Source organism: Clostridium felsineum DSM 794, assembly GCF_002006355.2.
Taxonomy (GTDB): domain Bacteria; phylum Bacillota; class Clostridia; order Clostridiales; family Clostridiaceae; genus Clostridium_S; species Clostridium_S felsineum.
This window is the reverse complement of sequence record NZ_CP096980.1, coordinates 1,448,137-1,462,718: the sequence shown is the minus strand read 5'-3', so window position 1 is coordinate 1,462,718 and position 14,582 is coordinate 1,448,137. Positions and strand designations below refer to the sequence as shown.

General features: G+C 30.8%; 5 protein-coding genes. 1 reads left to right on the top strand and 4 read right to left on the bottom strand.

Annotated features, from left to right (window positions below; all coding sequences use genetic code 11):
• Nucleotides 1-40: 40 nt before the first annotated feature.
• Both CLFE_RS06850 and CLFE_RS06845 read right to left on the bottom strand, forming a co-directional pair.
• The gene (locus CLFE_RS06850; RefSeq protein ID WP_250944740.1) at nucleotides 41-10,078 is read right to left on the bottom strand and encodes a non-ribosomal peptide synthetase; all 10,038 of its coding nucleotides are present in this window, start codon (nucleotides 10,076-10,078) and stop codon (nucleotides 41-43) included.
• 59 nt (nucleotides 10,079-10,137) lie between these two features.
• Entirely contained in the window at nucleotides 10,138-10,380 is a 243-nt protein-coding gene (locus CLFE_RS06845; protein ID WP_077894694.1) for an acyl carrier protein, read from the bottom strand.
• Nucleotides 10,381-10,820: 440 nt separating this feature from the next.
• Between CLFE_RS06845 and CLFE_RS06840 the strand changes: the two genes are divergently transcribed.
• Nucleotides 10,821-11,774, top strand: coding sequence for a BtrH N-terminal domain-containing protein (locus CLFE_RS06840; RefSeq protein ID WP_077894693.1), 954 nt, complete (start codon nucleotides 10,821-10,823; stop codon nucleotides 11,772-11,774).
• A gap of 182 nt (nucleotides 11,775-11,956) precedes the next feature.
• Here CLFE_RS06840 and CLFE_RS06835 read toward each other — a convergent pair whose 3' ends face one another.
• Both CLFE_RS06835 and CLFE_RS06830 read right to left on the bottom strand, forming a co-directional pair.
• Nucleotides 11,957-13,099 (bottom strand): acyl-CoA dehydrogenase, encoded by a 1,143-nt coding sequence (locus tag CLFE_RS06835; RefSeq protein WP_077834194.1) that lies wholly within the window; start codon nucleotides 13,097-13,099, stop codon nucleotides 11,957-11,959.
• Between the two features lie 49 nt (nucleotides 13,100-13,148).
• A complete protein-coding gene (locus tag CLFE_RS06830) occupies nucleotides 13,149-14,582 on the bottom strand; it encodes an FAD-binding oxidoreductase (protein WP_077894692.1) in 1,434 nt (477 codons plus the stop codon).

Below are 14,582 nucleotides of genomic sequence, written 5' to 3'. Positions count from 1 at the left end.
CTTTCTTATATTTAATCTCACAGTTAAAAAAGTCCTAATTTTAAAACATCGAATTAATTATATCTAAATCATTTGACTCTAAATCATTAGCAAAAGTATCTGACTTAGTTTTAACAGTTTGTTTCTGATTAACACAATACATAACAAGTTCTTTCAGACTGATTCTATACAACTCAACAAATTTCCCAATGGTTTCATTCTCATATTTGTTTCTATCGTACGTTACTATAAAACTTAACTGACCTTGTATTACACTTCCATTAATATTAATCTCTCCTGGAAGTCTATTTTCTTCTGCTATGCTTATTCCAATTGAATAATCTGTACTATTTTTATTTTCAGCATCCATTTCACCTAGATAGTTGAAATAAATATCTGCACTTACCTTTTCAAACTCACTTTTCAACAAACCATAACCCATTCCATGGTTTGGTACCTTTCTTAACATTTCCTTTGTAGATACTATACTTTCCTGTATGTCTTCTGTACATTCTACTATTATAGGATACATACTTGTAAACCAGCCTACTGTCCTGTCTATGTCTATTTTCTTATGAATTTCCTCACGTCCATGTCCTTCAAGCACCACTGCCACCTTATTCTGTCCTGTTAATTTCTTTACAGAAATTCCAAGTGCACTAATCAATAAATCATTTATTTCTGTATTAAATGCTCTTCCAGCATTATACATAAGGTCCTTGGTCTCTGATTTACTAAAGGATATATTTATATTTCCATAGCCCCTTTCACTGCAGCTGCTGTCTCCTTTTATTTCTCCATCCTTAATATTAGATACAACTTTACTCCAGTATTCTCTTTCTTTTTTCAGTATATTACTATTTTTATATTCTGAAAGTGCTTCTCCCCAATCTTTATATGATGCTGTCTTTCTAGGCAATACTATCTCTTCTCCATTTTTTAACTGAGTTAATACTGTGTTGAAATCCTCCAATAATATTCTCCAGGATACTCCATCAACCACAAGATGCTGTATACATATCATCATATAATTTCCATTATCAGTTTTAAATAAGCCTACCTTCATAAGAGGTCCATTCTCAAGATCAATACTTCTTTGAAGTCTTCCACATTCTTTTTCTACTATATACTGCGTATTATTTTCATTTCTCAAATCATACACATTTAAATCATATTTTCTGCTTCCTATCATGCTTAATATTTCAAGTTTTTTATTTCTATACACGGAACGTAAGACATCATGATGCTTTACTAAAGCATCAAGTACTTCTCTTATTTCTCTTTCATTATCTGTATTAACTTTTATCATAATTGCCTGATTAAAGTGATGAGGCTTTTTTAGTTTCCAGCCTTCAAAGGTTTCAATAATAGGTGTTGTTATAACTGTTCCTGTGATTTCACCTTGCTCATATTTTCTCTCTACTTCTAATACTGAACTATCTGCTATAGCCTCAACTGTGTATTTTTTCATTATGTCTTTTACTAAGATATCATATCCAGCTTCACGCATTTTTGATACTACACGTATTGCCTTTATAGAATCGCCTCCCAGTTCAAAGAAGCTGTCCTTTATTCCTACTCTCTCTACTCCTAGTATTTCTTCAAATACGCTAACTACTTTTTCTTCTATATCATTTCTCGGTGCTATATACTCCTTTTCGCTCTTTGCTTCTATCTTTGGAAGTGCTTTCTTATCGAGTTTTCCATTTGCTGTTAGTGTTATATTTTCTATCTGCATTATATATGCTGGTATCATATAATCAGGCAGCGTTTTCTCAAGTTCTTCTCTTATTTCACTTACATTTATCTCTTCATCTGATACTATATATGCATTTATTGATTTTTCCTTATTTTCATCTTCTCTTACTATTACAACTGCATCTTTTACTTTATCTATCTTCCTTAGTGCGCTTTCTATCTCTCCTAATTCTATTCTAAAGCCTCTTATCTTTACCTGCTCATCTATTCTTCCTAAATATTCTATATTCCCATCCGGAAGCCACCTTGCAAGATCTCCTGTCCTATACAGTTTGCCTTCTCCATAAGGATTATCCACAAACTTTTCTGCTGTAAGTTCCGGTCTATTAAGATACCCTCTTGCTACTCCTACTCCAGCTATACATAATTCCCCTGGAATACCTATTCCACACATACTGTTGTTATTTAATATATATATCTGCACATTGCTTATAGGTTTTCCTATTGGAATTTTTTTAGGTATTTCTTCTCCATTTTTATATTCCCAGTGCGTTGCACTTACCGTATTTTCAGTTGGTCCATATGCATTTATATACTTTGAATTTTCTGTCTTTTCTATTAACTTTCCACTTGACTCTGAACCTGCTGTAATAATTATTCTAGGCTCAAAATCATTTATTTGTATATAATAATTTGGTGGAAATGTAGCAACTGTAACTTTATACTTTTGTACATATTTCTGTACTTTTTGTACATCTAATCTTATTGAATCAGGAACAATTACTAAAGTACCTCCTATTAAAATTGCCATAGTCATTTCAGAAACAGACGCATCAAAAACTATATTGGCAAATTGAAGAATTTTATCTTCTTTAGATATTGGTACTTTATTTTCATAATAACTTTTCATATTTATTATGCCTTTATGCTCTACCATAACACCCTTTGGTTTACCAGTTGTACCTGAAGTATATATGCAATAAGCTAAATTCTTTGGTTTATTTACCTTTTCAAGATTTGCAGTTTCACCTTCCCATACTGCTTTTTCCTCAAGATTTATTACTGGTACTTTCGTTTTAACATCTGCTCTATACACTAATATGACTTTTGGGGTACAGTCTTCAAGCATATACTTTATTCTATCCTCTGGGTAGTTAGGATCTATTGGTACATAAGCTCCTCCTGCTTTGATTATTCCGTAAATTCCAACTATCATTTCTATACTTCGTTCTGCCATTATTGCTACAAAATCATCAGGCTTTACACCTAATTCTCTCAGTTTTCTTGCCAGTTGATTTACTTTTCTATTTAACTCTGTATATGTTAACTGCTTATCTTCAAATACTAATGCTGTATTATCCGGTGTCTTTTCTACCTGCTCCTCAAATAAATCTACCACCGTTTTATCCTTAGGATAATCTACTTTTGTATCATTGAAGGTTTTTAATATTAACGTTCTTTCTTCTTCTGTTACTGCATCAATTTCTCTTATCTTTCTTTCCATATTTTCAGTTATCTGTTCAAGTATTCTTACATAGTGTGTTAATATCCTTTCAGCACTTTCTTCCTTAAACAAATCGCTGCAGTATTCTAATCCTATGCCAACTTCATTATCTGTTTCATATATATTAAGCGTTAAATCAAACTTTGCTATTTTACTTTTTTGATTTGCATATTCTATTCTTATATCATTTAAACTGTAATTTATTTCTTCATTATTTTGAAGTACAAGCATAACATCAAACAAAGGATTTCTTGACATATCCCTTCTTATATCAAGTTCTTCTATAAGTTCTTCAAATGGATACTCTTGATTTTCATATGCCTTAATACAGCTCTCTTTTATTTCTTGAAGAAATTCTATATATTTCTTAGTTCCTTCCGGATATCCCCTCATTGCAAGTGTATTTACAAACATTCCAAGCATACCTTCGGTATCCTTATGGGTCCTTCCACTTAGAGAACTTCCTATTATTATGTCTTCCTGCCTGCTGTACTTACTTAAAGTTATCATTGCTGCTGATAAAAATATCATATATTCTGTAGTTCCTGTTTTACCTGCTGTAATTTTTATTTTTTTTCCTAATTCTTTTTTAGTTTTTCTGAAAATCATTGTTCCTTTAAAACTTTGTTTCTTTGGTCTTGAATAGTCAAGGGGCATATCTAATACTGGAATTTCTTCTTTAAATTCATTCATCCAATATTCTTTTTGCTTTGCTAAATCCCTTTTTTTCATCCATTCACTATAATCCTTATATTGATGAGTCAATGGTTCAAGCATATTTCCGTTATACAAAAGACTAAATTCTTTCATAAAAGTTCCCATACTCATTCCGTCACTTATAATATGATGCATATCTATTAAAAGCAGATAATATTCTTCTCTCTTTACAAGCTTTATTCTAAATAAAGGTGCCTTTCCTAAATCGAATGTTCTTATAAAAGCATCTATAATATCTGCTTCCTGTGTTTTTTTATCTTCTATAAATTCAAAGTCAGCCTTAACATACTCCTGTATTCTTTGTACAGGTTCTCCATTTATCATTAGAAATTCTGTTCTTAATATTTCATGTCTATTTATTAGTTCTTGCATGGCGTTCTTTATTGAGTCTAAATTAACTTTTCCTATAAGCCTTAAACTTTGAGGCATATTGTATACTGTTCCTTGATCACCCATTTGTTGAATAAGATATGTTCTTTTCTGCGTTGAGGACATAGTATAGTAATCCTTTTTCTCTGCCTTAGGTATTGGTTCGTATGCTTCTCCTTTTTCAAGGTTTACTAGCCTGCTTAAGCCTTCTACAGTAGGATTTTCAAATATACTTTTTACAGATAAACATACTCCTGTTACTGCTTCTATTCTATTTATTGCTCTTGTTGCCCTAAGTGAATGTCCTCCAAGTTCAAAGAAACTATCCTTTATTCCTACTTTTTCTACTCCTAATATCTCTTCAAATATCCCAGCTATCTTTTCTTCAACATTATTTCTTGGTGCTACATATTCCTTTTCGCTCTTTGCTTCTATCTTTGGAAGTGCTTTCTTATCAATTTTTCCATTTGCTGTTAGTGGTATATTTTCTATCTGCATCATATATGCTGGTACCATGTAATCAGGCAGCATTTTCTCAAGTTCTTCTCTTATTTCACTTACAGTTATATCTTCATCCGATACTATATATGCATTTATTGATTTTTCTTTATTTTCATCTTCTCTTACTATTACAACTGCATCTTTTACTTTATCTATCTCTCTTAGTGCACTTTCTATTTCTCCTAATTCTATTCTAAATCCTCTTATCTTTACCTGCTCATCCATTCTTCCTAAATATTCTATATTTCCATCTGAAAGCCACCTTGCTAAATCACCTGATCGATACAGTTTGCCTTCTTCATATGGATTATCCACAAATTTTTCTGATGTTAACTCTGGTCTATTAAGATATCCTCTTGCTATTCCTGCTCCTGCTATGCATAATTCTCCAGGTACTCCTATTCCACACATACTATTTCCATCTAATATATATATCTTGGTATTCCATATAGGTTTTCCTATTGGTATTATGTTAGTATTATCTTTACAATCAAAATATGTTACATCTATACTAGCTTCAGTAGGTCCATATAAGTTTGCTAGTTTGCAACTGCAAATTGAAGATTTAATTAAATAGTTAAACTTGTCCACATGTTCACGTTTTAACGCTTCACCGCTTGTAAAAATAAACTTTAGACTCTTTACCTTTTCAACTAATTCCTTATAGTTCTCTATATATAATAAAAAAACATTTAACATTGATGGCACAAAGTGTATAGTTGTTACATTGTTTCTTTCTATTGTATTACATATAACTAATGGATCCTTTTCTCCATCAGGAATTAGCAGTATCAATTTTGCTCCAATAAAACTCCATCCAATTATTTCCCATACTGAAACATCAAAAGTGTAAGTAGTTTTTTGTAGTATTACATCGCCGTCATCCAATTGATACTTATTTTTCATCCATAAAAATCTATTAATAAAACCAGTATGTCTATTCATAACTCCTTTAGGCTTTCCAGTAGTCCCTGATGTATATATGCAATATACTAAATCATTTGGCTTATTTACCTTTTCTAGATTTGTTTCCTCACCTTCCCATACTGCTTTTTCTTCAAGATTTATTACTGGCACTTCTATTTCCATTTCTGCTTTATATACTAATACTGCCTTTGGCGTGCAATCTTCAAGCATATACTTTATTCTATCCTCTGGGTAGTTAGGAGCTATTGGTACATACGCTCCTCCTGCTTTGATTATTCCGTAAATTCCCACTATCATCTCTATGCTTCGTTCTGCTATTATTGCTACAAAATCATCAGGCTTTACACCTAATTTCCTGAGCTTTCTTGCCACTTGATTTGCTTTTCTATTTAACTCTGCATATGTTAACTGCTTATTTTCAAATACTAATGCTACATTTTTAGGTGTCTTCTCTACCTGCTCTTCAAATAAATCTACTACTGTTTTATCCTTAGGATATTCTGTTTTTGTATTATTGAAGTTTTTTAATATTAAATTTCTTTCTTCAGGGGTTACTATTTCAATTTCACTAATCTTTCTTTCCACATTTTCAGTTATCTGTTCAAGTATTCTTACATAGTGTGTTAATATCCTTTCAGCACTTTCTTCCTTAAACAAATCGCTGCAATATTCTAATCCTATGCTAACTTCATTATCTGTTTCATATATATTAAACGTTAAATCAAACTTTGCTATTTTACTTTTTTGATTTACATATTCTATTCTTACATCATTTAAACTGTAATTTATTTCTTCATTATTTTGAAGTACAAGCATGACATCAAACAAAGGATTTCTTGACATATCTCTTCTTATATCAAGCTCTTCCACTAATTCTTCAAATGGATACTCTTGATTTTCATATGCCTTAATACAGCTCTCTTTTATTTCTTGAAGAAATTCTATATATTTCTTAGTTCCTTCCGGGTATCCCCTCATTGCAAGTGTATTTACAAACATTCCAAGCATACCTTCGGTATCCTTATGAGTTCTTCCACTTATAGGACTTCCCATTACTATGTCTTCCTGCCTGCTGTACTTACTTAAAGTTATCATTGCTGCTGATAAAAATATCATGTATTCTGTAGTTCCTGTTTTACCTGCTGTACTCTTTATTTTTTCTTCCAATTCTTTTTTAGTTTTTCTAAAAATCATTGCTCCTTTAAAGCTTTGTTCTTTGGGTCTTGCATAGTCAAGTGGCATATCTAATACTGGAATTTCTTCTTTAAATTCATTCACCCAATATTTTTTTTGCTTTGCTAAATCCCTTGTTTTCATCCATTCACTATAATCCTTATACTGATGGGTCAATGGTTCAAGCTTATTTTCGTTATACAAAAGACTAAATTCTTTCATAAAGGTTCCCATACTCATTCCGTCACTTATAATATGATTCATATCTATTAAAAAGAGGTAACATTCTTCTCTCTTTACAAGCTTTACTCTAAATAAAGGCGCCTTTTCTAAATCAAATGGTCTTATAAAAGCATCTATAATATCCGCTTCATCTGTTTTCTTATCTTCTATAAATTCAAAATCAGCTTTAACATACTCCTGTATCCTTTGTACAGGTTCTCCATTTATCATTAAAAATTCTGTTCTTAATATTTCATGTCTATTTATCAGTTCTTGCATTGCATTCTTTATTGCTTCCAAATTAACTTTCCCTCTCAGCCTTAAACTTTGAGGCATATTGTATACTGTTCCTTGATCACCCATTTGTTGAATAAGATATATTCTCTTCTGTGCTGAAGACATCATATAGTAATCTTTTTTCTCTGTCTTAGGTATTGTTTTATATTTTTCTCCTTTTTCAAGGCTTACTAGCCTGCTTAAGCGTTCTACAGTAGGATTTTCAAATATATTTTTTACAGATAAACATACTCCTGTTGCTACTTCTACTCTATTTATTACCCTTGTTGCCCTAAGTGAATGTCCTCCAAGTTCAAAGAAATCGTCCTTTATTCCTACTTTTTCTACACCTAATATCTCTTTAAATATTGCAACTATCTTTTCTTCTATATCATTTCTTGATGCTATATATTCTTTTTCACTCTTTGCTTTTATCTTTGGAAGTGCTTTCTTATCTAATTTCCCATTCCTTGTTACTGGTATATTTTCTATCTGCATCATATATGTTGGTATCATGTAATCTGGCAGCGTTTTCTCAAGTTCTTTCCTTATTTCACTTACAGTTATCTCTTCATCTGATACTATATACGCACTTATTGATTTTTCCTTATCTTCATCTTCTCTTACTATTGCAACTGTATCTTTTACTTTATCTATTTTCCTTAGTACGCTTTCTATCTCTCCTAATTCTATTCTAAAGCCTCTTATTTTTACCTGCTCATCAATTCTTCCTAGATATTCTATATTTCCATCTGGAAGCCATCTTGCAAGATCTCCTGTTCGGTAAAGCTTACCTTCTCCATAAGGATTATCTACAAATTTTTCTGCTGTAAGTTCTGGTCCATTAAGATATCCTCTTGCCACTCCTGCTCCTACTATACATAATTCTCCAGGCATTCCTATTCCACACATACTGTTGTTATTTAATATATATATCTGTACATTACTTATAGGCTTTCCTATAGGAATTTTTTTAGGTATTTCTTCTCCATTTTTATATTCCCAATGTGTTGCACATACTGTATTTTCAGTTAAACCATATGAATTTATATATTTTGAATTTACTGTCTTTTCTATTAACTTTCCATTTGACTCTGAACCTGCAATAATAATTATTCTAGGTTGAAAATCATTCATTTGCATATAATAATTTGGAGGTAATGTAGCAACTGTAACTTTATTTCTTTGTGCATATTCCTGTACTTTTTGTTCGTCTAATCTTATTGAATCAGGAACAATTACTAAACTTCCTCCTATTAAAATTGCCATAGTCATTTCAGGAACAGACGCACTAAAAACTATATTAGCAAATTGAAGAATTTTATCTTCTTTAGATATTGCTACTTTATTTTCATAATAACTTTTCATATTTATTATGCCTTTATGCTCCACCATAACACCCTTTGGCTTACCAGTTGTACCTGATGTGTATATACAATACGCTAAATCATTGGGCTTATTTACCTTCTCTAGATTTGCAGTTTCACCTTCCCATACTGCTTTTTCCTCAAGGTTTATTACTGGAATTTTCGTTTTTACTTCTGCTCTATACACCAATATTACTTTTGGTGCACATTCTTCAATCATGTATTTTATTCTATCCCTTGGATAATTAGGATCTATTGGTACGTAAGCTCCTCCTGCTTTGATTATTCCGTAAATACCCACTATCATCTCTATACTTCGTTCTGCCATTATTGCTACAAAATCATCTGGCTTCACACCTAACTCTCTTAGTTTTATCGCCACTTGATTTACTTTTCTGTTTAATTGTGCATATGTTAACTGTTTATCTTCAAATATTAATGCTGTATTATCTGGGGTCTTTTCTACCTGCTCCTCAAATAAATCTACTACCGTTTTATCCTTAAGATAATCTGTTTTTGTGTCGTTGAAGGTTTTTAATATTAACGTTCTTTCTTCTTCTGTTACTGCATCAATTTCTCTTATCTTTCTTTCCACATTTTCAGTTATCTGCTCAAGTATTCTTATATAGTGTGTTAATATCCTTTCAGCACTTTCTTCCTTAAATAAATCCGTACAGTATTCCAAACCTATTTCAAATTTTCCATTAAACTCATATATATTAAACGTCAAATCCAACTTCGCTATTTTACTTTTTTCATTTGCATATTCTATCCTTATATCATTTAAACTGTAATCTATTTCTTCATTATTCTTAAACACAAGCATAACATCAAATAAAGGATTTCTTGACATATCTCTTCTTATATCAAGTTCTTCTATAAGTTCTTCAAATGGATACTCTTGATTTTCATATGCCTTAATGCAGCTCTCTTTTATTTCTTGAAGAAATTCTATATATTCTTTATTCCCTTTTGGACGTCCTCTCATTGCGAGTATATTTACATGCTTATCCTTATGCTTATGAGTTCTTCCACTTATAGGACTTCCTATTACTATGTCTTCCTGCCTGCTGTACTTGCTTAAAGTTATCATTGCTGCTGATAAAAATATCATGTATTCTGTAGTTCCTGTTTTACCTGCTGTACTATTTATTTTTTCTCCCAATTGTTTTTCAATTTTTCTAAAAATCATTGCTTCTTTAAAGCTTTCTTCCTTTGGTCTTATATAGTCAATTGGTATATCCAACACTGGAACTTCTTCTTTAAATTCATTCAGCCAATACTCTTTTTGCTCTGATAAATTCTTTGCTTTCATACACGCATTATAACGTTTAATCGTTTTCATACAAATCACCACTTCTCTCCATTAAAAAGTAAAATTTTAATTTATATAATTATTCAACACTAATTTGCATCAATCTTACTTTTTACTAAATTCAATATTTTATATACTGAGTTATAATTAGAACAATTAAGTTCATTGTCGCTAAATTCAATATCAAATTCATCTTCTAACTTTACTATGATTTTTATAAAGTTTAAAGAATTAAAACCAAATTCCGCTAAATCTTTACTTTTTAAAATTAAATCCCTATTATCATTGTTTCCCAAAGCATTACATATAATATTAATAATTTTTTCTTCCATAACTTTTATTCCTCCTTTTATTAAAAAACTACCATACTCAATATGGCAATTTTCGCCGTATGATATATCCTATTTTTTACTATTATAATACAATTTTACGTATATATCAACAAGTTACATTTTATATATTTAAAATATAGCTAAAAATATATACATATTTTATCTTTAGTGGTATAATTATATAATAAAGTAATATTTACCATGTTAATCATATAAATAATAAATTTTCAGTGATTCTTTCTTTCATGAAAAGTGGAAAGTTCTATTGTCAAAGTATATGTATTAAATATAGGCACTATTGTACATTCTTATGAATACTTTATTAAATTCATTTCAAAATCTAAATTAGAAGCAATTAATAGAAAAAATTTTTCACAAAAATAATATTAACAATTTTAATACGCATAAATTATGTGTTTAATCAATTAGGGGGTATAAACTTGGAACTAAATATTAAAGAATTTGATAAAATTTGGTTAGACTGCGGTACTAGTATATTATTTAGTATACTAATGTCAAATAACAATCCTAGAGAAGAAGCTATATATAATAATAATTACACGTATTCTTTAAAATCTAATCATACAGAAAGTGGTAAACCATTTCAAAGTATCCAACTATCACTAGACGGTGAACTTTTAATATCAGTACTACTAAAAAACCAAAAACAAATTTTGTTTAATATCAAAGAAGAAATAACTAATACTATCATTGATTTTTTAGAACAAAAAAAGATTATAATATTGTGGGTTGATATGTACCATTGGCTTCCTTATTATGTAGATACTTATCATATTAATCATTTTGTACATATGGCTATGGTATATGGCTATGATAATGAGAAAAAAATTTTTCACGTTCTTGATGGTGGTAAAAAGTTTACTGTTACATATGAAGACTTGGTATTATCAATAAATTCCGGTGGTAATAAATCAATTGTTTGTGATTATGCTCCAGAAACAAGTTTAAAAGAATTAATGTTGAGTGACAAGAGCATTTGTGACAATGCAAAAAAAATAATGGATTCTATAACAAACTTAATCAGCGTGAGTAACGACATGTGGAACATAAATAACTTTGAAGAAAAAGATATGAATTACCTTTCAGTTGTACTTCCTACTCATATTCACTCATTAAGAATGAAGCAACGATCTAACAAATTTCTTTTCGAATATGCATTTGACTGTAATAATAAAGAAGTTAACTTAAAAGAACAATTCGAAAAAATGGAATTAGAATATCAGTCATTAAAACATCTATTAATAAAAGCATGTTTATCTGGCGATATTTCTAAAATTAATGAAATCAAATCAAGAGTCATTTACTTATTAAAAAATGAATACAAACTATGGGATTACTTTTTGCAAGACAATACTTATAAATTAATTGTATAACCTAATTATAACCATCAGCATTTTTAATTTGTCCTTAATTAAAATGCTGATAGTTTTGTATATGGATAAGAATAAAAAGGAGGTGTGGTATTATCATAAAAAGCATACTAATGCCACATCTCTTATTTATACCTAAAACACTGTATAATTTACTTCTATATATTTTTTATTTTAGGTATTTATTATTTAACTCCCATCCATCCAGAAATAACCATCATTTGAACTTCTGATGTTCCTTCATAAATTTCTGTTATTTTTGCATCACGCATCATTCTTTCAATTGGGTAATCACTTGTATATCCATATCCACCAAATAATTGCAAACAACGTCTTGTTACATCACTAGCATTATTAGCAGCAACTAATTTTGCCATAGCAGCTAAATGTGTATACTTTTCATGATCATCCTTTGCACATGCAGCTTGATATACTAAAAGTTTTGCAGCTTCTGTATTTGCACGCATCTTTGCAAGTTCAAATTGTGTATTTTGAAATTTTGAAATAGGACGTCCAAATTGAACACGTTCCTTTACATATTTAATAGTTTCGTCTATTGCACCTTCTGCAATACCAAGAGCTTGTGCAGCAACACCAATACGACCTCCATCAAGAGTTGCCATTGCAATGTTAAAGCCTCTGCCTTCTTCTCCTAAAAGATTTTCCTTTGGAACTATGCAATTATCAAAGAATAATTCACATGTAGAAGACGCTCTAATTCCCATCTTTAATTCATGATTTCCAACAGAAAAGCCTGGAAAATCCTTCTCAACAATAAATCCTGAAATACCCTTTGTTCCCTTACTCTTATCTGTCATAGCAAAAATAATATATATATCTGCATATCCTGCATTAGTAATAAAGATTTTGCTACCATTTAATACATAATGGTCGCCATCAAGTACTGCTGTTGTTTTTTGCATAGCTGAATCAGTTCCAGCAGCAGGTTCTGTTAATGCAAATGCACCTAATTTATCACCTGATGCAAGTGGTTTTAAATACTTCTCTTTTTGTGCTTCTGTACCATATGTGTAAATTGGTGTTGCACAAAGACTTGTATGTGCTGAAACAATAACACCTGTTGTTCCACAACATTTAGATAATTCTTCTACACATTGTACATAGCTTAAGGTATCCATTCCAGCTCCACCATACTCTTCTGGAAATGGTATTCCAAGTAGGCCCATTTCAGCCATCTTTTCTACATTCTCTTTTGGAAAACGCATAGTTTCATCAATTTCTTTTGCAATTTTCTTTACCTCATTCTCTGCAAACTCGCGATACATTTGTTGTAATTGCTCATGATTTTCATCTTGTTTAAAATTCATATCTATTTCCTACCTTTCTTTTTCTTAATATGTTTATATTAAATTTTTTTTAATTTTCTCCATCTAGTGGTAAGCATACTTTTCCTGGATTCATAATAGAATTAGGATCAAACACTTTTTTAATACCTTTCATTAGTTCCATGTTTATTTCTCCAACACTATCTGCTAAATGGCTCATCTTTCCGCTACCAATTCCATGTTCTCCTGAAACAAGCCCTCCACATTTTGTTGCTTCTTCGTAAATAATCTTAAAGAATTTATTAACTCTTGCTTTAAATTCTGATTCTTCTAAATCATTACTACATTGATATATGTGAAGATTTCCATCTCCTGCGTGTCCAAAACTTCTAATAGTTATTCCACACTCCTCACCAGCTTTATTTACAAAAGCAAGATACGAAGCAATTTTATTTACTGGAACTACCACGTCACATTCATCTAATAATTTTGTTTCTGCCATAATTGCATCTAAGAAACTAGAACGTGCAGCCCATGCATCCTTTATTTTGGCAGGTGTATCAGCTACAAGAACGTCAATCGCTCCTGCTTCCAATACTATTTCACTAGCTTGCTCAATAAGATTATTTAACTCATCCTCATTACTTGCATCTATGGTAACAAGTAAATAAGCATTTGCAGTTACTCCACTGATTACTTGTGGAAATACGCTCTTTCCAATATATCTTTCACTGGCTAAAACAATCTCTCTTTCCATAAATTCTAATGCTTGAGGATTCATGTGTTCCATTTTAAATTTAGGAACAGTAGAAATACAATCATCTAAATTTTCAAAAGGAATGATTAAACTTGCAACTACTTTTGGTGCTGGCATAACTTTCAAAGTAAGTTCTGTAATAATTCCAAGAGTACCTTCTGAACCAATCATTAAATTCAGTAGACTGTAACCTGAACTTGTTTTTGATACTGTAGCTCCAAAGTTAGTAATTTCTCCTGTTGGAAGAACAACTTTCATTGCACGCACATAATCACGAGTTGCTCCATATTTAACAGCTCTCATTCCACCAGCATTTGTTGAAACATTACCGCATAAGCAAGCAGACTTTTCACCAGGATCTGGTGCATATAATAATCCTTGTTTTGCACAATCCTCTGCAAGATCTTTTAACAAAACACCTGCTTCTACATGAACAACAAAATTCTCCAAGTCATAAGAAATTATTTTGTTCATCTTTGTAATATCAATTAAAACTCCTCCTAAAAGTGGAACTGCTCCTCCTACAAGTCCTGTTCCTGCTCCTCTTGGTGTTACTGGTATCTTATTTTCATTACATATTTTTACTACTGCTGCAACCTCTTCTGTAGAGTGTGCCATTAATACAACTTGGGGAGATTTCTTTCCATAAATAGGCATTTCATCATGACTATAATCTGCATTGATATTGTCACCTGTTAAAATATGTCCTGGAGCTGCCTTTTGTAATTTTAAGATTATTTCTTCTGTTAATTGATTATACTGAGACAT

What these genes read in the sequence shown, in the direction of transcription:
- CLFE_RS06850 (WP_250944740.1), bottom strand. Translation starts at nt 10,078, where the DNA reads ATGAAAACGATTAAACGTTATAATGCGTGTATGAAAGCAAAGAATTTA.
- CLFE_RS06845 (WP_077894694.1), bottom strand. Translation starts at nt 10,380, where the DNA reads ATGGAAGAAAAAATTATTAATATTATATGTAATGCTTTGGGAAACAAT.
- CLFE_RS06830 (WP_077894692.1), bottom strand. Translation starts at nt 14,582, where the DNA reads ATGTCTCAGTATAATCAATTAACAGAAGAAATAATCTTAAAATTACAA.
- CLFE_RS06835 (WP_077834194.1), bottom strand. Translation starts at nt 13,099, where the DNA reads ATGAATTTTAAACAAGATGAAAATCATGAGCAATTACAACAAATGTAT.